Here is a 21517-nt window from a genome sequence, read left to right on the forward strand (position 1 = left end):
TTTTCGCTTATTCCGTGTATTTGTCGATCAGCATCCGGGCTTCGTCGATCAGCGCCTGACCGTCGATTCCCTTGCTGTTCATGTCCGCGACCCATTCGTCGTAGATGGGTTGCGACGCATCGATCCAGACCTTTGTCTGCGCTTCATCCAGCGTGATGATGTTGTTGCCCCGGTCCACCGCCAATTGGCGGGCGGGTCCATCCGCATCTTCCTGGGTTCCGCCGGCAAAAACCGAAAACTCCAGGCCGGAGTTGTCGTCGATCACCTTCTTCAGGTCATCCGGCAGGCTGTCGTATTTCTGCTTGTTCATCGCCAGTACGAAAGTCAGGACATAAAGCGCATTGCCCGAAAATTCCGTGTGGTTGCTGACCAATTCCGGCACTTTCAGGGCGGCGGTGACTTCCCACGGGATCGTGGTTCCATCGATCACGCCCTTGGACAGACCTTCGGGAATCGCCGGGACCGGCATACCGACAGGTGTTGCGCCAAGCCGGTCCAGAAGCGAGTTGACCGAACGCGATCCGCCGCGGATCTTCAGGCCCTGCATGTCCTCGGGCGCCGTAACCGGCTTGTTCGAGTGAATCAGCCCCGGCCCATGCACCCAGGTGCCGAGGATGTGCACATCCTTGAACTCCGTATCCTTCATGTGTTCTTCGAACATTTCCCAATAGGCCCGGCTGGCGGCGCGGGCATTGGTCATCATGAACGGCAATTCGAACACTTCGGTGCTCGGAAACCGGCCGGGCGTGTAGCCGACGACGGTCCAGACGATATCGGCCACGCCGTCGATCGCCTGGTCCATCAGTTCCGGCGGCCTGCCGCCCAACTGCATGGACGGATAGCGATCGATCTTGATCCTGCCGCCCGAATCCTCTTCGACATTGTCCGCCCAGACGTCCAGAACCAGCTTGGGCACGTTCGCCTGCGCCGGCAGGAACTGATGCAGTTTCAACGTGACTTCCTGGGCCAGCGCCGATGTGGTCGCGAACCCTGCCGCGAGCGCAGCGACTGCCGCGCCGCCAATAAAGCCCAAAAGGCTTCTCCGGTAATTCATGTTTGTCCTCCCTGATTTGATGGTTTGTTACGACCTTAGGATAACTTTCGCACAATCGGCAACGTCCACCAGTATTGCGCGTCCAATCTTTCTCTTGTTCCCCTGTGGAGCGAGAGCGCCCTTCCGCTCCGACCGACGGTTTCAACCTTCCCGCGCCCGCCCGGCATCCGGCAACGGCGCCGGAAAAGCCGCGGATCCGCTTCCGGTTTTCCGAGATTGCAACCGAACCCGTGCCTTGCGCAAGCAGCGTTTGTTGTCACCATGCATCAGCAGGCCGGAAATCCGGGAGGCGCAACTGGCGCGCTGGCCTGGAATCGTCGCGAAGACATTCCGTTTCAGCAGTCACTCTGCCGGGGTCAGGGTTAGTTCGATCGGGTCCAACCCGTCGATGCCGCCGGTGAGGACATCACCGGCCTGCACCGGACCGACTCCGGCAGGCGTGCCGGTCATGATCAGATCGCCGGGGCGCAGGTGATAGAATCCGGACAGATGCGCTATGATTTCATCGATCTTCCAGATCAACTCGTCCAGCGTCGCATCCTGCCGGGTCTCTCCATTGACCTCAAGATGGATACGCTGATCCGCGACAGCCATCATGTTCTCGGCCTTTGTCAGAGGCGCGAAGACGGCGGAATTGTCGAAATCCTTGCCCAGGCTCCAGGGGCGCTGCTTGGCGCGTTCGCTCAGTTGAAGATCGCGCCGCGTCATGTCGAGCGCGCAGCCATAGGCATAAATGGCCGCGCTTGCCGCCTCTCTCGTCACGCGAAAGACAGGCGCGCCGATCGCGATCACGAGTTCCATCTCGTAGTGAAAGTTCCCGGTTCCCGGAGGGTATGGCACCCGCGCTCCGCTCAATACGGCGGACGCGGGCGATTTCATGAAATAGAACGGCTTTTCCCTGTCGACCTCCACCCCCATTTCGGCCGCGTGGGCCGCATAGTTGCGTCCGACGCAAAAAATGCGGCCGATCGGATAGGTCGCGGTTTCGCCCTTTACGGGAATTCCGGGGACCTGTGGCAGGTCGAACAGGGTTTCGGTCATCTTTGTCGTTCCTTATGGGAGCCTTGCCGCGACTGAAGCGCGCGGTCTTTTATACCCATCGGAAGCAGACCCTGTCTGCCCTCGGTTTCGGGTCGGCGATGAACGCATCATTTTGGCCTCACGTCTCGATTGGCCGTTTGCCTGGGCCGGGCTCTTTTCGGCGATCACGCAATGAATTCAGGAAGTCGGACGCAAGGGTGGAGAAACGAGCGACCGCCCTTGTCGCATCTGGCGGCAAGGGCGGTGCGGTTCATTCCGCCGCGGTCAGGTTGTCCGAGGACAGCGCGGACACGCGGCAGGCCGAAAACTTGAACTCGGGGATCTTGCCGTAGGGGTCGAGCTTCGGATTGGTCAGGATGTTCGCCGCCGCCTCGACATAGGCGAAGGGCAGAAACACCATGTCGGTCGCAACGGCGCGATCCGCCCGCGCCATGATCTCGATCCTGCCGCGGCGTGTTTCCAGCGCGATCATGTCGCCCGGCCTGACCCCCAGCTTGCGAAGGGTCTGCGGGTGCAGCGAAGCGTTGGCCTCCGGTTCCGCCCAATCCAGAACGCTGGCGCGGCGCGTCATGGACCCCGTGTGCCAGTGTTCCAACTGCCGGCCGGTGGTCAGGATCATCGGATACTCCTGGTCGGGAACCTCTGCGGGCGCGATGACGCTGGCGGGCGTGAACCTCGCCCGTCCGTCCGGCCGCGGGAAGCCATCGCTGAAAACGATCGGCTGGCCCGGATCGTCGGGCGTCAGGCTGGGATAGGTCACGGCCGTCTTTTCCAGCCGTTCCCAGGTGATGTTGTTCATGCTGGGCATGTTCAACGCCATCTCGGCGAAAACCTGTTTCGGATGGGTATAGGACCAGTTCAGCCCGAGGCGTTTCGCCAGTTCCGTCGTGATCCACCAGTCCTCTTTCGCGTCGCCCGGCGGCGGCACCGCAGGCCGTCCCATCTGAACCTGGCGGTTGGTGTTCGTTACGGTGCCGGTTTTTTCCGGCCAGGCCGAGGACGGCAGGACCACATCGGCGAAATTCGCGGTTTCGGTCAGGAAGATGTCCTGGACCACAAGGCAGTCGAGCTTTGCGAGCGCATCCCGCGCATGTTCCGCATCCGGGTCAGACATGGCCGGATTCTCGCCGAGGATGTACATGCCCTTGATCTGGTCCGCGTGAATCGCATCCATGATCTCGACGACGGTCAGACCGCGCTTGTTGGAAAAATCGCCGCTGCCCCAAACCTCGGTAAAAGCCGAGCGCACGCCGTCGTCTTCCACCGACTGATAATCCGGCAGGAACATCGGGATCAGCCCGGCGTCTGACGCGCCCTGGACGTTGTTCTGGCCCCGCAGCGGATGGAGGCCCGCCCCCGGCCTGCCGACCTGACCGGTCATCAGCGCCAGCGAGATGAGGCAGCGCGAATTGTCGGTGCCGTGGATGTGCTGGGAAACCCCCATACCCCAGAAGATCATCGCCGCCCTGGCCCCGGCGAAGGTGCGGGCCACGTCGCGCAGAACGTCGGCCTTGACGCCGCAAAGCGGTTCCATCTTCTCCGGCGTGAAGTCGGCGAGATGATCCTTCATCGCTGCCCAGTTTTCCGTAAAGGCGGCGATATACTGTTCGTCATACAGTTTCTCTTCGACGATCACGTTCATGATCGCGTTCAGCATCGCCACGTCGGTGCCCGGCCGGAACTGCAACATGTGCGATGCATGGCGTTTCATTCCGGTGCCGCGCGGATCCATGATGATCAGCTTGCCGCCGCGTTTCGCGAACTGCTTGAAATAGGTGGCCGCCACCGGGTGGTTTTCCGTCGGGTTGGCGCCGATCACGATCGCCACATCGGCGTTTTCGATTTCGTTGAAAGTGGCCGTCACCGCGCCCGAACCCACATTTTCCAGCAAGGCCGCGACAGAGGACGCATGGCAAAGCCGAGTGCAGTGATCGACGTTGTTGTGGCCAAATCCCTGGCGGATCAGTTTCTGGAACAGGTAAGCCTCTTCGTTGGAACACTTGGCGGAACCGAAACCGGCGATCTCGGTGCCGCGCCCCTTGAGCCCCTTGGCCGCAGCGTCCAGCGCCTCGTCCCAGGACGCTTCGCGAAAATGCGTCATCAGGTTCGCGGGATCGACGTTCAATCCCTTGGCGGGCGCATCTTCGCGCCGGATCAGGGGCTTCGTCAGGCGGTGGGGGTGGTGGATGTAATCGAACCCGAACCGGCCCTTGACGCACAGCCGGTTTTCGTTTGCCGGCCCTTCGACCCCATCGACCCAGGCGATCTTTTCGTCCTTGATCTTGAACGACAACTGGCATCCGACTCCGCAGAACGGGCAGACGCTCTCGACTTCGCGGTCAAAGCTCTTGCTGTCGCCGACACCGGATTCATCCAGAACCGTCGCCGGCATGAGCGCGCCGGTCGGGCAGGCCTGCACGCATTCGCCGCAGGCCACGCAGGTCGACGCCCCCATCGGATCGTCGAAATCAAAGGTGATCTTGGCGTCATGCCCGCGACCGGACATGCCGATCACGTCATTGACCTGCACTTCCCGGCATGCACGGACGCACAGGTTGCAATGGATGCAGGAATCCAGGTTGACCGACATGGCGACGTGCGACGCATCCAGCAGCGGAACCCGCTTTGCTTCGATCGGGGGAAACCGGCTCGAACGGACGCCCTGAAGGTCGGCCATGTCCCAGAAATGCGAGGATCGGTCATGCGCCCGATCCCGCTCCGGCTGGTCGGCGAGCAGCATTTCCACGACCATCTTGCGGGCCGTTTCGGCGCGGGCGGATTCGCTGCGCACGATCATGCCTTCGGACGGGGTGCGGATACAGCTCGCAGCCAGCACCCGCTCGCCGTCGATCTCCACCATACAGGCGCGGCAGTTGCCATCGGACCGATACCCCGTCGCATCCTTGTGGCACAGGTGCGGAATGGTCTTGCCGTTTCGCTTGGCGACCTGCCAGATCGTTTCGCCAGGGTTGGCCGTGACGTCCTGGCCGTCAAGGTTGAATGTGACTGTCTTGCTCATGGCTCAGACCTCGTCCGCAAAGTGTTTCATTGTCAGCCGGATGGGATTGGGCGCCGCCTGCCCCAAGCCGCAGATGGATGCATCGACCATCACGTTGCACAGATCCTCGAGCAGCGGCTTGTCCCAGGTGTCGGCCTGCATCAGCTTGACGGCCTTCTCGCACCCGACCCGGCAGGGCGTGCATTGACCGCAGCTTTCATCTTCGAAGAACCGCAGCATGTTCAGCGCCGCATCTCGGGCCCTGTCCTTGTCTGACAGAATGACGATCGCCGCCGATCCGATGAAGCTCCCGTGCGGCTGGAGCGTGTCGAAATCCATCGGAATGTCGTTCATCGACGCCGGCAACAGACCGGCGGAAGGCCCGCCGGGCTGATACGCCTTGAATGCATGGCCATCCAGCATCCCGCCGCTGGCCTCGATGATGTCCAGGATCGTTGAGCCGGCGGGCAACAGGTGAACGCCTGGGGACTTGACCCGGCCCGACACCGAATAGGCCCGAAGACCTTTGCGGCCGTTCCTTTCGGTGCCATTCAGGATCTCGGGGCCTTCGCGGCAGATCCGCGCGACCCAGTAGAGCGTTTCGACATTGTGCACCAGGGTCGGGCGGTTGAAGATGCCCACCTGCGCAACGAACGGCGGCCGATGGCGCGGGATACCGCGCTTGCCTTCGATGCTTTCGATCATCGCGCTTTCTTCGCCGCAGATATAGGCGCCGGCGCCGCGCCGCAGGTCGATGAATCCTTCCGGCACGATCCCGGCGCTTTCGAGTTCCGCGATCTCGTGGCGCAGGATCTCGAGCACTGCCGGGTATTCGTCGCGCATGTAGATGAAACAGGTGTCGGCCTGCACGGCCCAGGCGCAGATCAGCATGCCTTCCAGGAACAGGTGCGGCGTGCGTTCGAGAAGGAACCGGTCCTTGAACGTGCCGGGTTCGCCCTCGTCGCCGTTCACGGCCAGATAGCGCGGGCCGGCCTCGGCGCGCACGAAGCGCAGTTTCTTGCCGGACGGGAAACCGGCGCCGCCGAGCCCGCGCAGCCCGGCGTCGAGGACACGGTCGAGTTCGGCTTCCCAGTCGCCGTCGTTGCGCAACTGCACCAGCTTGTCATAGCCGCCTTTCGCCCGGTAGTCGGCAAAGCCTTCGTAGTCGGGCAAATGGGCATGCGTGTCGCCCGCCTCGATCGCGGCCAGCACCTTTTCCGGCGTGGCGTGATCGATGTGGTTGTGCCCGAGTTCCAGAACCGGCGCGGTGTCGCACCTCCCCATGCAGGGCGCGCGCAGGACGCGCACTTTCGCCGGGTCGAGGCCGGATTCGAGCGCAGACCTGAGTTGCTGCGCCCCGGCGAGTTCGCAACTCAGGGAATCGCAGACGCGGATCGTCAGCGCCGGTGGCGGAGTTTCGCCTTCCTTCACCACGTCGAAATGCGCGTAGAACGTCGCCACCTCGTAGACTTCGGCCTGCGACAGCCGCATCTCTTCGGCCAGCGCCCGAAGATGCGCCGACGACAGGCACCCGAACCCGTCCTGAATGAGGTGCAGGTGTTCGATCAGAAGATCGGACCTGCGGGGCCGGTCCCCCAGAAGCGCGCGGATATCGGAAAGAGCCTCATCGTCGAACTGCCGTCCCTTGGGCGTATTCCGGCCCTTGCCTTTTCCGGATTTCCAGACGCCGGGCTTCGTATTGACAACGTTCATGTCGAGACTCTCCATTCTTTCGGCTTCATGTCCCATTGTTACGTCATATGTTCAAATAGCGATTTCATAAGGTATCATCTGATTTTGTTATAATGAACTCCGCACGGCCTCTCGGAACGCCTTGATGATCGGCGGAACCGGCGACTGTTCCTTGATTGTCAAACCGATGGCCTGCGTCAGATGAGGCTCGACCAGATCCAGCTTTATGGCGTCCTGCGCCGCGAAATAGGTTTCGGCAACGATCCTCGGCGCGATCGTGGCGGCATTCCCGCTGACGATCTGGGCAAGGACGGCCGTGAACCCGTTCGCTTCCATGACCACGTTGGGGCTCGCTCCGATGGACCGAAAGGTTTCGTCCACGAACTGTCGGTTCCGCATGTCCTGAGTCAGCAGGCACAATGGCAGATCCGCGGCTTCCAACCAGCTGGCCCTGCCGCTGGACCGCGGCGCAAGCTGCGCAGGGGCCAGGAGCACATAGCTCTCATCGTAGAGCAATTCCGTGCAGTCGGGATCGGCTTCGTTGACATAGGTAATCCCTGCGTCCAGCGAATAATCGTTCAGACGGATTTCGATCTGGCGTGACGACAGCGATTGCAGTTGCAGCGACAGGTCCGGATGGGAGGAGCGAAGACGCGAGGATACACGGGCGGCAAAGGGCAAGGCGGTCGGAATTGTCCCGACGACCAGCTTGCCCGTCAGATTGTTGCGGAGCGCATCCATTTCCTGGCGCATCCCTTCGGTGTCGTTCAGCAGGCGGCGGGCCCATTTGAGAACTACCTCGCCCTCACGGGTGAAGCCGAGAAACTTGTTGCCACGCCTGACAAGCGGAATCGCGAATTCCTCCTCCATCTTCCGGATCCGCGCGGAAAAGGCGGGCTGGGAGACCCCGCAATCATCCGCGGCGCGCGAAAAATGCTTGTGATGCGCCAGCGAAACCAACAGTTTCAAGTCGCGTATTTCCGCCATCGGTTCTCGTGCACCCTATCACAGAAAGTCGTGACCGGCAGCCGATCATACGCCATCAGGCTAGGGTCGCGCGGTTCGGTTTTCCAGCGAATTCGGACGGAAACCGGCCGTTGTCCCGGCTCGGCGGTCAAGTATTCGCCCGGATAGAACCATCGTCTGCGGGCGATCCCAATCCAGGATTTTCCCGTTTTCCCGGTGCGAACGGGCGGTTGCCGGACCGGTTGCCGGACGGAGGCGAACTCGAAGCTTCCTCGGTACCGGGCTCCGCGCGCCTTCCCGTTCGGTCAGGGAAAATAACTGCGCACGAGCGCGCTTGCGATGAGGCTCCAACCGTCCGCGACGACAAAAAAGGCCAGTTTGAAGGGGAGCGAGACAATCGCCGGGGGGACCATCATCATCCCCATCGACATCAGTATCGCGGCCACGACGAGGTCGATGATCAGGAAGGGCAGGAAGACCAGAAATCCGATCTGGAACGCGCGCGCGATCTCTGACAGCAGAAAACTGGGAACCAGGACCGACAGGGGCGCGTCCGGCCCGACTTGGATGCCACCCGAATCGGGACGCAGATCCGCCATCGCGCGAAACGTGTCCGGATCGACCCGCGCCGCCATGAAACCCCGGAACGGGACCAGCGCCCTGGTCATCGCGGTTTCGACATCGATCGTTTCTTCCATCAGCGGGCTGATGCCGGTGTCCCACGCCTCCGTGAACACCGGCTCCATCACGAAGTAGGTCAGGAACAGCGCCAGGCTCACGATCAGCATGTTGGGCGGCGACTGCTGCAATCCGATGGCCTGGCGCAGAATGGCCAGCACCGTCACGAGAAACGGGAAACAGGTCACCATGATCGCGAGGCCGGGCGCGAGGCTCAGAACCGTGATCAGAAGGATGAGCTGGATCGAGCGGGCGGAAATGGACCCGTCATCGCCCAGAGACAATGTAATGTCCTGGGCCACAGCGGCGTCCGGCACGAAGACGCAGGCGAGAACCAGGCCCGCCGCGACGAGCGATCGGGGCACGAATGTCATCAGAGCCCGTTCTGAACGTCTGCGATCTCGGTCAACCTGACGGCCAGTTGGCCGGACTGTTCGCCCGTCAGTTCTTCCAGCTGCCCGCGCGCCACGAGACGGTCTCCGACATAAAGCTCGACCGGGTCCTCGACTCGTTTATCGAGGGTCAGAACCGCATTTTCCCCAAGGTTGACCAGGTCGCGGATCAGGGGGCGCGCCTTGCCGACCGAGACAGTGATCTCGATCGGCACCGCGACAAAGGGGTTCGTGTGGTCAGGCCCCGCATGCGTGTCCGGTTTCTTATCCATATTGTTTTGCCTCACTCAAACTGTAGGAGAACGCTTCGATCGACTCGCGGAGACTGGACAGAAGAAGGGTCGTGTCGATCTCGCGTTCTCGATCGCCAAGCCTAAGAAAAACCTGCCCCGCACCGATCCTGTCGCTCTCCTGAATATCGACCTTCATGGCCAGGTTCTTTTGTACCGCCGGCCGGATCGCCGCGCTCGATCCGACAGGGACCACCAGCTTTACCGGTTGATCAAGCTGGCCGGCGGCCAACTCCCGGCACTGCTCCACGATCTGCAAGCCGATGGTTTGCATCATGGCTTCCGGAAGGACCGTTTCGACCAGCGCCTGGAACACCGGTTCGACGGCCGCCATCATCTGCACGAGGGCTTCCTGGTAGGTGAACGACAGGTCTTCGAGATTCCGGCCCAAGACGCCCATGATGCGGGATTGATCATCGGCCTGCGCCCGGATCGCATCGTCCCAGCCGGCCTTGTATCCCTGCTCGAAGGACGCAAGCTTGACATCTTCCAGCCGGTCTTCGGTCATCAAGGTCGTCGGCTCCAGGTCCAGAGGCTTCAAGCTGAAGTCCTCCAGAAGATGAGAAATCGCCATCATGCATTCTCCTCGCTTTCTTCCAGCCAGCTGCGCAGTATCTCCACGGTTTCCTCCTGTCTTTCACCGATCATCGACCGCAGTCTCTCGACCGGCGACAATCCGTTTTCCTGCAGGGCCGGGACCGGGTTTTCAGTGGATCCGTCGCGCGCTTCGATCCTGCCCGGCGATCGGAACGCGTCAGCGCCTTCATCGTCTATTTCACCTGTCAGGACCGGGCCGTCGTTCAGCTCCGCAGGTCTGTCCCGTCCCTCTTTGGGCAACGCGCCGACGGCCGGGGCCGGGACGCTTTGCGGGCGGGCAAGAATCGGACGCACAACGAAGAGCCCGAGAACAAGCGCGACAAGAGCGAGCGCGCCCACCTGGATCAGTGACATCGCATCAAGACCGGTGCCGTCGAAGAAAGCGACGTTTGCGGCGGTCCCGAGCGGCGCCGCCGAGGGAAGATCCATCGACTTGAGCGTGATCACATCGCCGCGTTCCGCATCAAAGCCCACCGCCGAAGCCACGAGATCCCTGAGCGCCGACAGCTCTTCTTCCGAACGCTGCCGAAAGACCGGAGCGCCGTTTTCTGCGGCTTCGGTAAATCCATTGACAAGAACCGCCACGGTCAGCCTTTTCACGGCTCCCGGCGTCCGCAGGATTTCGTGTTCGGTTTCCGAAACCTCGTAGTTGACGCGCTCCCGCGTCTCGGTTGCATTCGCCTTCGATCCTTCTGCCGCCTGTTCTCCGTCCGGCAGGTTCGAAGCGACCGTGACATCTCCGCCGGCGGCATTCGTGGACGAATCGCTGCGCTCTTCCGTGTCGGTGCTTATCACGACACGGCCTTCGGGATCGAAACGCCGCTCCCGGATGGATTCGGTTTGGGTCACTGTATCGACGCTGACTTCGACAACGGCATTTCCGGCCCCGACCCGCGCCTCGACCAGGCGCAGGACCCGGTCCCTCAGCACTTGAGCCTTGTCATCCGCCGTGCTCGGAGAGGCGGCGGTTTCAGCCGATCCGATCAAGGTGCCGTTCGCATCGATCACCGCCACATTCTCGACCGCGAGTCCGGCGACGGCAGACGCGATCAGAAACCGGATCGCATTGGCCTGGGCCGGCGTGACCGGAGCGCCCGTCGGCACGACGGACACGGAAGCCGTGGGATCAATGGTTCTCTGAAACGGATTGGATCCGGTATTTGCAATATGAACGCGGGCCTGCGCGACGTGCGGACTGGCGACGATGGTCCGGGCCAGTTCGCCTTCCTTGGCCCGCCAATAGGCCGCATCGAACATTTGCGACGTCGTGCCGAACCCGCTGAGCGTGTCCAGCAGTTCGTAGCCTTTTCCGCCATTGGCCGGAAGACCTTCCCCGGCCAGAACCATCCGCAGTTCATCACGCTGATTCGCGGGCACATAGATCGATCCACCGCGCACTTCGAAGACGGTTCCTCGCTGCTCCAGGGCTGTCACCACATCCCCGGCAGATCCGACTTCCAGACCGGCGTAGAGCAGTTTCATCGTTGGCGCCGTCGCCATGCGCGACATGAAGACAAGGGTCGTCACGATGACCAGTGAGGCCAGGACGATGATGACTTGCTTGCGCCTGTCCAATGCAATCCAAGCGGATTTGATCTGCTGCACGGTGTCCTCCGTATCGCCGACGTTCTGCCAACGTTCCGCCATGTTTGGGCGATTGGCCTTAACAATCGGTTAGTTCCTGACTGGTTATGAAGAGACCCGAAGAACGGATAGGAATTACGATGTCGGATGCTGTTGCAGACACCCCTGAAGCGGTTGCGAAATCCAGAAAGCTCCCACTTTTACTTGGGGTGCTGTTCGCGATTCTCGGTGCCGGGGCCGGATATTACATCATGTCATCGGGGCTGCTCGGAGTAACGGACAATCATGTCCTGAGTGGCTCCGCGACAGAACGTCCGGCAGCCTTGCCGGACATTGCTTTCGTCGAAGTGGATCCGTTCCTGATCTCGCTGACCGGAAGCGAGACGGCCCGGCATCTGCGATTTCGCGCCCAGCTGGAGGTCGAGGCGGCGTCCAGGGATGATGTCGAACATGTTCTTCCACGCGTCACGGATGTCCTCAACGGATATCTCCGGGCTCTGAATGCCCATGATCTTGAAGAACCCCAGGCGTTGATTCGCATCCGGAGCCAGATGTTGCGTCGCGTTCAGATCGTGGTCGGAAAAGGCCGGGTGCGCGATTTGCTGATCATGGAATTTGTGCTGAGTTAGGAGGCCATCGTGGAAATGATAGCGGATATACTACTGGTCGCCGGGGCGTTGGGCGCGGGTTTCTATTGTTTTGTTCTCGCGCGCCGCCTGAAGCGTTTCAATGATCTTGAAAAGGGTGTCGGAGGTGCGGTCGCCGTGTTGTCCGCCCAGGTGGACGACCTGAACAAGACGCTGATTGCCGCGCGCGATGCATCCAACGGATCGACCGCCAGTTTGCACGACCTGACCGGCCGGGCGGAAGCAGTTGCGAATCGGCTCGAACTCATGATGGCTTCCTTGCACGACATACCGGATGCGGCCGACGCGCCGCAAAGATCCGAACCCGGAAAAGCGGCCCCAGAAGCCAACCCGCCGGCCAGGGCGACCGGTCCCATGTTCATGCGCCACGAGCGAACCCAGACGGGATTGTCGCAATGACCCGAAAGACACGCGGCAGCGCAAGGCGCAGGTTTCGCACCGGAACGCTGTTTGCGATATCCGTCTTGCTGATCGGTTCGGCATCGCTGCGCATCGGATTGCAGGCCGGACCGGCGATCGCACGAGAATCCGCCCCGAACCAGGCATCGCATGAACAGGCCGCGATGGCCCCGGCAGGTTCCGGCGCGACCTCGGAAGATCTGGGCGCGTTGATCTCCGCCCTGCAGAAGCGCGAACAGGATCTGAAGCGGCGGGAACGCCAGATCGAAGATCGCATGAAGGCGCTCAGTATCGCCGAAACGGCAATCGAAGACCGGATTGCGGCTCTGCAAGGCGCCGAACAGGCGCTGAGCGCGACGCTTTCGCTTGCGGACAAGGCGGCCGAGAACGACCTGGCTGGCCTGACGGATGTTTACGAGAAAATGAAACCCAAACAGTCGGCGGCGCTGTTTGAAGCAATGGACCCGGAATTTGCGGCGGGATTTCTGGCGCGCATGAAACCGGAAGCCGCGGCCAGCATCATGGCCGGATTGAGCCCGATGGCAGCCTACGCCATCAGTGTCGTTCTGGCCGGTCGAAACGCCTCCGTGCCGACCGAATAAACTTCGGGACAAGTCAGCGTTTATTAAGGCGAACACGAGACACTCCCCAAAGCCCAGTTTGAAACGGAGTCGAAAAATGATCGGCATGATTGGCATTGTCACGATTTTTGCTATGGTGTTCGGCGGCTATTTGCTTGCCGGGGGCAAGATGGCCATCATTCTCAAGAGCCTGCCGTTTGAAATGATCATTATCGGCGGGGCCGCCGCTGGCGCATTTCTGATCAGCAACGATTCCTCTGCGGTGAAGCACACGCTCAAGGACATCGGAAAAGTCTTCAAGGGGCCGAAATGGAATCCTCAGGACTACAGCGATCTTCTTTGCCTTCTGTTCGCATTGATCCGGATTGCGAAACAGAATCCGATCGAAGTCGAACACCATATCGAAGACCCGAGCAATTCGGCGATCTTTTCCAGATACCCGAAGATTCAAGCGGATGAAGAAGCCATTAACCTGATCTGCGACACCATGCGGTCGGCGTCCATGAACTACGACGACCCTCACCAAGTCGAAGAAGTTCTGGACAAGCGCATGGACGCAACTCTGCAACATGCGCTGCATCCGAGCCACGCCCTGCAGACGGTCGCCGACGGACTCCCGGCTCTTGGCATCGTGGCGGCTGTTCTGGGGGTCATCAAAACCATGGGATCCATCGACCAGCCCCCTGAAGTGCTCGGCAAACTGATCGGTGGCGCCCTGGTCGGGACGTTTCTTGGGGTCTTCCTGGCCTATGGTCTGGTCGGTCCCTTCGCCTCGAAGGTCAAGACTGTCGTCGAAGAGGACAGCCACTTCTACTTTCTTATTCGCGAGGTGCTGATCGCCAACCTTCACAATCATTCCGCCGCGATGTGCATCGAAGTCGGCCGCCAGAACACGCCCGCTCACATCCGTCCAAAATACGCCGAACTTGAAGAAGCTCTGAAAGCCGTCAAACAGGACGCAGCATGATCCGATTTGTCCTGTTTGCATTTGTTCTCGGACTTGCCGCGTCCCATGCGGAAGCCCGCACATCCGTTGTGAGGTCCGGTGAGCACCGAACTTTCACCCGGCTCACGGTGCAGGTTCCCCAGAATGCCAGATGGTCAATTTTCAATCACCAGAGTGTTTCCGAGATTTCAGTCGATCAACCGGAGATTCTTTTCGATACCAGCCAGGTTTTCAATCGCATCCCGAAGAAAAGACTGATTGATCTGGAACAATCCGGACCCGGAGGAGCATTGTTGTTGACTCTGGGCTGTGAATGCGACGTGACCGGATTCAAGCTCGACGATACGATGCTCGTCATAGACATCAAGGATCCAGAGGAAAACCCGACGACTGAAGCGACGGAACCGGCTCCGATCCAGGGCGGCCCATTCGGGTTCAGCCAATCCAACCCGCATGAAACCGCTGCCCGGAGAGAGGATTTTCGGTTGCCTGCACCCGTAGGTTTCAACCGGAACATGCAGCCTCAATTGCCGCCGGATCCTGCGGTCCCTGACGGGCTTGCTGAAAGATCCACAGATGTCGCAATCAACATCTCCGAGCAGCGGCTGCTGGAGCAGATCGCGAGAGCCTCGCAACAGGGTTTGATCACGCCTGTTTCTCCAAACCGGCCCGCGAAAGCCGATCCCGTAACGGCGACCGGGCAAATCGGCACAGCGGAGCAAACCTTTCCCGCTGCGCCGAATGTCAATATCGTGGCGGCCACTTCGATTGACAGGGACATGAAGAACGCAGCCGGACTCTTTCCCGCAACGGCGGCAAAACAGCAATGTCTTTCCGCGGACATGGTTTCAATTTCCGAATGGAGTGACGGGCGGACATTCTCGGAACAGATCGGCGAATTGCGGGCCGAAGTTTTCGAGGAGTTCGACCGGCTGGACAAAGCCGCGCTCAGAAATCTCGCCAAGACCTATCTCCACTTCGGTTTTGGGGCAGAAGCGACGGACGCCCTGCAAATGACGGGCAATCCTGAGCCGGAAGACATGGTCTTGCTGGCGCTGGCCAAGATCGTCGACGACGATCCGATCGAAACCGTCAATCCCCTGGATGGTCAAGAAAGCTGCACAAATGAAGCCGCTCTTTGGGCCGTCTTGAGTCACCCGGAACTTGCAAGCGCGGCAGACCCGGACACGATCCAGCAAGCTTTTGCGCGCCTGCCCTTGCATCTCAGAGCATATCTCGGTCCTCGGTTGAGCCAGGTCTTTTCCAGATCCGGGGATCCAAACCTGGCCGCCGCAATTCTGAGGGCGACTGACCGGTCAGGAGAAACTGCCGGCCCGGCGCAGGATTTCGCCCATGCCGTTCTTCAGAATTCTCGTGGCAACGTTGAAGACGCCCGTCGGAAAATGACCGACGCGGTCGATCAGAACACGGAGTTTTCGCCGGAAGCCTTGATTGAACTGATCGAAACCCATTGGGTGGAACGGCTGCCGATAGCGCCCGATCTGCCGGACCTGGCGGCTGCCTACGCGGTAGAGCTCCGTATGAGTGAAATGGCTCTTGCGATGCATCGCGCGCACGCGATTTCCCTGGCGCTTTCCGGTGCGTTCGATGCCGCCTTCGCTCAGGTTTCGGAAATCGCCGAACTGTATGGGGGTCCGGCGAAAGAACAGGCATCAATTCCCGTTCTTTTCCTGTTGGCCGAGAATGCGGACAACGTGACTTTTCTGAAACACGCCATGAATTCCGCAAGCGCGAATGAAACCGCCCTGCCTGTGGAACTGGAAGATGCGACAGCAAGCCGGCTTCTGGAACTCGGGTTTCCGGAAACGGCCATGACGTATCTTTCGGCGAAGGAAACCGGGCCGGCGTCATCCGGAAGACGTTTGATGCGCACCGAGGCGGCCATCGCATTGGGATTGCCCCACCGGGCGCTGATCGAACTCCTGGGCGTGACCGGGCCGGAAGCGGAAAGACTGCGGGCCGATGCAATGTGGCAGAACGGCGACGTCAAGCGCGCGAGCGAAATCCTGCAAGACTCCTTGGGCGACGAAGCCGCCAGGCGCGGATTCTGGTTGTCGGATTCCCTGGATCAGGTCGATACCGGCACAGACAGCAAATATGCAACACTGACAGAAATATCCCTCAGGCTTCAGGAAGAAGCGGCAGCGCCCGAAGCGTCGGCCCCCTTGGCCAGCGCGCGGGCATTGCTTTCTGGCAGCGAACGGACAAGAGAAGAAATCGATTCCCTTCTGGGTCTGGCACGAGACAGTTCCGCCGCAAACTGACGGGCGTCATACCGGCGGGAATTTGGGTTTGGTGACCAACGAACATGGCCGTCAGGAACCGCTGATAACCGAATCTCAATCCGACACCTATTAGCCTACCGAAACCTGGAACTGGGTATGGGATTGGCAGGATGCCGAGAATCGATTGCCGCGTCGGAAACACGAAGTCTGAAAATGCGCTTCTTTCTGTAAACGGGCACTTCGCGCGTCTGCTTGCGGCCATTGTCCTGGCATTTTGCACGATCGTCACGCCCGCACCGGCAGGAGCTGATCTCGGACCTGCGTCCAGCCTGTGTGACAACGCGGCCCGATCGGCATCGGCCTCACACGGCGTTCCCCATGATGTCTTGATGGCCATTTCCCGTGCCGAGACCGGAAGGTCGAAATCGGGCAGGCTGCAACCCTGGCCGTGGACCGTCAACATGGAAGGCGCCGGGAAATGGTTCGCGGATCAGGATGAGGCGCGCGCCTATGTGTTCAAACATTTCAAACGCGGTGCCCGAAGCTTTGACGTCGGTTGCTTTCAGGTCAACTACAAATGGCATGGCGCTGCGTTTCGTTCCATCGACGACATGTTCGATCCAAAGCTGAACGCGGACTATGCCGCCCAATTCCTGCTGGAGTTGTATAACGAATTCGGGAATTGGACCGCCGCCGCCGGTGCATATCACTCGCGAACGCCGGTGCACGCCAAGTCCTATGCGGCTCGGTTCGAAAAGATCCGGAACTCGATCGAACCGGCGGACGATCCAGAATATGCGGCCAACACCCGAACCCCGGATGACGAACCGCTGGTTGCCGGCGATCTCTTGAATGGCGGTTTCCGCAAGCCGTTGATCGGGAGCGGTTCCGCCAGGCTTGGTTCCCTGGTTCCGCTGCTCCGAAAGGACGAGAGCCAGGGCCGGGCCTTCGTGATGATGAACTAGGATCGACTTTCATGCCCAGATTTTCCGCAAGAGAGATTTTCAGCCCGACCGTGTTATTGGCGCTGGCGCTGATGGCCGTGATCGTCATGATGATCCTGCCGATGCCCGCCTGGGTGCTGGATGTCGGGCTGGCTGCGTCCTTCGGGCTCGCGATCCTGATCTTCACGGTCACCCTGTTCATCGAACGTCCTCTGGATTTTTCCGCGTTCCCGACGATCCTTCTCGCATCTCTGATGCTCAGGCTCTCCCTGAACGTCTCGTCGACCAAGCTGATCATCGGGCAGGGGCATACGGGGCCGAACGCCGCAGGAGACGTCATCGAAGGGTTTGCCCAGTTCGTAATGGGCGGCAGTGTCTTCCTCGGGTTGGTGGTGTTCGGCGTCCTGTTGATCGTCAACTTCATGGTCATCACCAAGGGGGCTGCGCGCATGGCCGAAGTCGGCGCGCGCTTCGCCCTGGACGGAATGCCCGGAAAGCAACTGGCCATCGACAGCGACATGTCGGCGGGCGCGATCGATCACAAGCAGGCCAAGGAAAGGCGGGAACTCGAACAGCAGGAAACGACCTTCTTCGGATCGCTGGATGGGGCTTCGAAATTCGTCAAGGGCGATGCCATCGCGGGCCTTCTGATCACGCTTCTCAACCTTGTCATGGGATTGATCATGGGCGTCGCGGTTCACCGGATGCCCATCGGAGCCGCCTTTGAAACCTATGCCATCCTGACGGTTGGCGATGGCCTGGTCTCGCAGATTCCGGCCGTCATCATCTCGATCGCTTCGGCCCTCCTTCTGGCCCGCGGCGGCACCCGCGGGGCCACCGATCTCGCGCTGTTCGATCAACTGGGGAAATTCCCGGCAGCGCTGGGGACTGTCGCAGTGCTTATGGCGCTGTTCGCTCTGGTGCCCGGCCTGCCATTCCTGCCGTTCATCCTGGGGGGCGGAGTCCTGGGCGTGGCCGCCTTCCTGATGAAGAAAAAATCGGATGGCCGGGCAGAGGAAGAGGAAGCCGAACAGACGCAGGCGCCGGTTCGAAAAGAGCTCGGAGATGTTCTTGACCTCGACGACGTGCACCTGGAATTCGCGCCCGACCTGGTCAGCATGATCCTTGACGCGGGCACCGGGCTGGACACCCGAATTGCAAACATGCGGACCCACGTCGCGGCGGTCTTTGGTCTCATTCTTCCGGACATACGGCTGACCGATCAGCCAGAACTTCAGATCGGCACCTATGTCATCCGCGTTCAGGGAGTCGAACAGGCGCGCGGCACGTTGCATCCGGATCTGGTCCTCGCCCTGATGCCGGAGGATCGGGGCGCGCTGCCATCCGGAACAGACGTGACCGAACCGGTCTACGGCGCCCCCGCCCGCTGGATATCCCCGAAAGACCAGGAATCCGCCGCTCTCGCAGGGGCGACCATCGTCACGCCGCCGGAGATTCTGGCCACCCATCTTCTTGAGATGATCAAGCAGAACTTCGCACGCCTTCTGACGCTCAAATCGCTCCGGCGTCTGTTGGCGGAAATGGGTCGTCTGTCCGACCCGGCCAGATCCGAGGCAAATCGCAAGCTGCTCGACGAACTCATACCGGACAAGGTTCCGATCGATACATTGCATAGCGTTCTTCGCCTGCTGCTCGAAGAACGCGTGTCCATTCGAAACATGCCGCTTATCCTTGAGTCGATCGCAGAGGCGCGGATTTTCACCACCCAGCCCGAGGGGATCTGCGAACACGTGCGCCAAAGGATGGGATTCCAGCTCGTCGCCGAACTGAAGCGCCAGGATGGCAGTATTCCGCTCGTGCAACTGGCGCCCGAATGGGAAGACACGTTCCAGGCCTACCAGGTCGAGACCGCACATGGCGGGTTCGATATCGCTCTGCCGCCAGAGCTTTTCAATCGGCTGGCGGATGGCGTGTCGGACCGACTGAACCAGACATCGCATCAGGGACTGTTTCCAGCCATCGTCACATCGACGAGAAGACGCCGGTTTCTGCGAACGATCCTGCGCGCCAGGGGCATAACCAATCCCGTCCTGTCCTTTGAGGAAATCGGACTCGAAGCACGCCCCTCCCTGGTCGGAATGGTCGCGGCATGATCTCGGTTCCGGCTGAACTTCTCGGCCTGCTGTCCGATTGGCTCTGGCAGACGATGATGGTTTTTATCCGGGTGTCCGCGCTGGTTTCCGTTCTGCCGGCCTTCGGCGAACGCGCCGTTCCGATGCGGATCAAGCTGGGGATCGCAATCGCATTTACCCTGATCATCACCCCGGCGCTGCCGTCAAGCCCGCTTTCGCCCGAGTTCCCCGCCCTGGCGCGACTAGCCGTTTCCGAAGCCATCGTCGGTCTGGTGCTGGGATTGGGAATACGCCTGTTCGTCCTGGCCCTGCAGACGGCCGGATCGATCGCCGCGCAATCCACATCGCTTTCCCAGATCCTCGGCGGCGCCGCGGCCGAACCGATCCCGGCGATGGGCTATGTTCTTGTGGTCGGGGGCCTGGCGCTCGCCGTGATGGCCGGCCTGCATGTATATGCCGCCGAACTCGTCATCAGATCCTACCTGGTGTTTCCGGCCGGGGAGTTTCCCTTCGCCCGTGACCTTTCGGCCTGGGGGATCGCGCGCATTTCCAACGCGTTCTCGCTGGCCTTCATGCTGGCCGCGCCATTCGTCATAACCTCGGTTCTCTACAATCTTACCCTTGGCGTGATCAACCGCGCCATGCCGCAATTGATGGTCGCGTTTGTCGGCGCGCCCGTCATCACACTGGGCGGCATGTTCCTTCTGTTTCTCTGCGCGCCATTCATGCTTGCGGTGTGGACCGAAGCCATGATCGCCTTTCTTCAGAATCCCATGGGACCGGCCCGATGAGCGGCGGCGACGACGAATCCGAAAAGTCCCACGAGGCGACACCGCAGAAACTCCAGAAAGCCCGTGAAAAGGGCGAGGTCGCCAAATCCGCCGACCTTTCTGTCGCCGCTGCATACGGAGGGCTCCTGCTGGCAGCGGTCGCTATCGGAGCGCAAACGCTCGAGGATCTCGGCACGACGTTCATGGTCTTGCTCGACCAACCCGACCGGTTGTCGGATCTGATGCTGAGCGGGCCGGCGACGGCCCCGGTCGGCGGCCTTCTGTCGGCGCTGGCAAGCCCGTTGTCGCCGTGGTTCCTGATGCCGGCGACCGCGGTTCTGCTATCCATCGTCGCGCAACGCGCCTTTGTCGTCGCACCGACCAAGATAGCACCGAAACTGTCGCGCATTTCCATCGTCTCCAACGCAAAGAACAAATTCGGCCGGTCGGGCCTGTTCGAATTTGCCAAGAGCTTTGTGAAGCTCGTCCTCTATTCCGTTTGTCTCGGACTGTTCCTGAACGCCCAACTGCCAGAGATCGTCGCGGCGACCGGTTCCAGCCCGCAGATGGCGGTGTCTCAACTCGTTCGACTTTGCATTCAGTTCCTGTTTCTGGTCCTGGTGATCGCCACGGTTATCGGCGGGATCGATGCGGTCTGGCAACACAAGGAACATCTCCGCAAGAACCGGATGTCGCGCAAGGAAGTGACCGACGAGGCCAAGGAGGCCGAGGGCGATCCCCACATGAAACAGCATCGCCGGCAACGCGGCCAGGAAATCGCCATGAACCGGATGATGGCCGACGTTCCAACGGCGGATGTGGTGATCGTGAACCCGACCCACTACGCCGTCGCGCTGAAATGGAACAGGACGCCGGGAGCGGCGCCCGTTTGCGTGGCCAAGGGTGTCGACGAGGTCGCCGCTTCCATACGCGAAGCGGCAAACCTGGCCGGCGTTCCGATTCACCATGATCCCCCGACCGCCCGCGCGCTTCACGCCACAATAGACCTTGGGCAGGAAATTTCCGAAGACCACTACCGGGCGGTCGCCGCCGCCATTCGGTTTGCCGAACAGATGCGCAAACGCGCGAAAGGAAGGGGGCGATGAAACAGGACAAGCTGGGGCAGATGGCGGATGTGACGCACGCGGTCTATCTGAACGAGTTTCAGAAGGTCAGAGGCATCCTAGAGGAAGAGTCGCGATTGCGACAGCAACTCGCGCGCGTCAAGGATCAGTCCAGACAGGGGCGCGAAGACATGAAGGAGGACGTTTCGATGCGTTCGGTCGGCGCGGATCTTCTGTGGCAGGCGTGGCTGACCCGCACCCAGCGCCAGCTGAACATCGAACTGTCCCAGGTCATGGCCCGGAAATTGACGGCGATGGGGCGTGTCCGCCGCGCGTTCGGCAGGCAGAACGCCGTCGCGGCGATGCATGAAACCCGGAAGGACGAAACCGAAAAGGCGCGTCGCAGGAAAGCCTTCGAACTCTTGATCCAGAACTCATCCATAGGCTGATCCGGACTTTGTCAAACGCGTCCGTGGCCCACCGACTTTTCCCGCGCTTGCGGCGCGAGACTTTCCAGCCTCCGTCGCCGGTCACG

General features: G+C 60.9%; 19 protein-coding genes. 10 read left to right on the forward strand and 9 right to left on the reverse strand.

Annotated elements, in window-relative coordinates; all coding sequences use genetic code 11:
* Positions 1-7: 7 nt before the first annotated feature.
* The 9 genes from QO034_RS01010 to fliF all read right to left on the reverse strand — a co-directional run bounded on the left by QO034_RS01010 (position 8) and on the right by fliF (position 11355).
* Positions 8-1054 (reverse strand): TRAP transporter substrate-binding protein, encoded by a 1047-nt coding sequence (locus tag QO034_RS01010; RefSeq protein WP_284483630.1) that lies wholly within the window; start codon positions 1052-1054, stop codon positions 8-10.
* Between the two features lie 342 nt (positions 1055-1396).
* Positions 1397-2095, reverse strand: a complete 699-nt coding sequence (locus QO034_RS01015) for a fumarylacetoacetate hydrolase family protein (protein ID WP_284483631.1) — start codon at positions 2093-2095, stop codon at positions 1397-1399.
* Positions 2096-2345: 250 nt separating this feature from the next.
* A complete protein-coding gene (fdhF, locus tag QO034_RS01020; RefSeq protein ID WP_284483632.1) occupies positions 2346-5114 on the reverse strand; it encodes a formate dehydrogenase subunit alpha in 2769 nt (922 codons plus the stop codon).
* Positions 5115-5117: 3 nt separating this feature from the next.
* A complete protein-coding gene (locus QO034_RS01025) occupies positions 5118-6806 on the reverse strand; it encodes an NAD(P)H-dependent oxidoreductase subunit E (RefSeq protein ID WP_284483633.1) in 1689 nt (562 codons plus the stop codon).
* A gap of 87 nt (positions 6807-6893) precedes the next feature.
* A complete protein-coding gene (locus QO034_RS01030; RefSeq protein WP_284483634.1) occupies positions 6894-7754 on the reverse strand; it encodes a LysR family transcriptional regulator in 861 nt (286 codons plus the stop codon).
* Positions 7755-8056: 302 nt separating this feature from the next.
* Positions 8057-8803, reverse strand: a complete 747-nt coding sequence (gene fliP, locus QO034_RS01035; RefSeq protein WP_284483635.1) for a flagellar type III secretion system pore protein FliP — start codon at positions 8801-8803, stop codon at positions 8057-8059.
* Positions 8803-9093: a FliM/FliN family flagellar motor C-terminal domain-containing protein gene (locus QO034_RS01040; protein WP_284483636.1), complete on the reverse strand. Its 291-nt coding sequence runs from the start codon at positions 9091-9093 to the stop codon at positions 8803-8805. Before QO034_RS01040 ends, fliP begins: the two co-directional genes overlap by 1 nt.
* Positions 9086-9622 (reverse strand): ABC transporter ATP-binding protein, encoded by a 537-nt coding sequence (locus QO034_RS01045; protein WP_284483637.1) that lies wholly within the window; start codon positions 9620-9622, stop codon positions 9086-9088. The genes QO034_RS01040 and QO034_RS01045 overlap by 8 nt, the downstream gene beginning before the upstream one ends.
* 62 nt (positions 9623-9684) lie before the next feature.
* Entirely contained in the window at positions 9685-11355 is a 1671-nt protein-coding gene (gene fliF / locus QO034_RS01050) for a flagellar basal-body MS-ring/collar protein FliF (RefSeq protein WP_284483638.1), read from the reverse strand.
* A gap of 77 nt (positions 11356-11432) precedes the next feature.
* Between fliF and QO034_RS01055 the strand changes: the two genes are divergently transcribed.
* The 10 genes from QO034_RS01055 (at position 11433) to QO034_RS01100 (ending at position 21431) form a co-directional block, all read left to right on the forward strand.
* A complete protein-coding gene (locus QO034_RS01055) occupies positions 11433-11921 on the forward strand; it encodes a flagellar basal body-associated FliL family protein (protein WP_284483639.1) in 489 nt (162 codons plus the stop codon).
* Between the two features lie 9 nt (positions 11922-11930).
* Positions 11931-12338, forward strand: coding sequence for a hypothetical protein (locus QO034_RS01060; protein WP_284483640.1), 408 nt, complete (start codon positions 11931-11933; stop codon positions 12336-12338).
* Positions 12335-12940, forward strand: a complete 606-nt coding sequence (locus QO034_RS01065; protein WP_284483641.1) for a MotE family protein — start codon at positions 12335-12337, stop codon at positions 12938-12940. Before QO034_RS01060 ends, QO034_RS01065 begins: the two co-directional genes overlap by 4 nt.
* Positions 12941-13016: 76 nt before the next feature.
* The gene (gene motA, locus QO034_RS01070; protein WP_284483642.1) at positions 13017-13886 is read left to right on the forward strand and encodes a flagellar motor stator protein MotA; all 870 of its coding nucleotides are present in this window, start codon (positions 13017-13019) and stop codon (positions 13884-13886) included.
* Complete coding sequence (locus QO034_RS01075; protein WP_284483643.1) at positions 13883-16150, forward strand: hypothetical protein; 2268 nt, start codon at positions 13883-13885, stop codon at positions 16148-16150. Before motA ends, QO034_RS01075 begins: the two co-directional genes overlap by 4 nt.
* A gap of 350 nt (positions 16151-16500) precedes the next feature.
* Positions 16501-17076 carry a transglycosylase SLT domain-containing protein gene (locus QO034_RS01080; RefSeq protein ID WP_407696702.1) on the forward strand — a complete coding sequence of 192 codons (576 nt, stop codon included), beginning with the start codon at positions 16501-16503 and terminating at the stop codon, positions 17074-17076.
* Positions 17077-17087: 11 nt separating this feature from the next.
* On the forward strand, positions 17088-19169 hold the full coding sequence (gene flhA, locus QO034_RS01085; protein ID WP_284483644.1) for a flagellar biosynthesis protein FlhA: 2082 nt from the start codon (positions 17088-17090) through the stop codon (positions 19167-19169).
* Positions 19166-19939 (forward strand): flagellar biosynthetic protein FliR, encoded by a 774-nt coding sequence (locus QO034_RS01090; RefSeq protein WP_284483645.1) that lies wholly within the window; start codon positions 19166-19168, stop codon positions 19937-19939. The genes flhA and QO034_RS01090 overlap by 4 nt, the downstream gene beginning before the upstream one ends.
* Positions 19936-21024 (forward strand): flagellar type III secretion system protein FlhB, encoded by a 1089-nt coding sequence (gene flhB / locus QO034_RS01095; protein ID WP_284483646.1) that lies wholly within the window; start codon positions 19936-19938, stop codon positions 21022-21024. Before QO034_RS01090 ends, flhB begins: the two co-directional genes overlap by 4 nt.
* Positions 21021-21431: a hypothetical protein gene (locus QO034_RS01100; RefSeq protein ID WP_284483647.1), complete on the forward strand. Its 411-nt coding sequence runs from the start codon at positions 21021-21023 to the stop codon at positions 21429-21431. Before flhB ends, QO034_RS01100 begins: the two co-directional genes overlap by 4 nt.
* Positions 21432-21517 lie beyond the last annotated feature (86 nt).

The organism is Sedimentitalea xiamensis (assembly GCF_030164465.1).
Taxonomy (GTDB): domain Bacteria; phylum Pseudomonadota; class Alphaproteobacteria; order Rhodobacterales; family Rhodobacteraceae; genus Sedimentitalea; species Sedimentitalea xiamensis.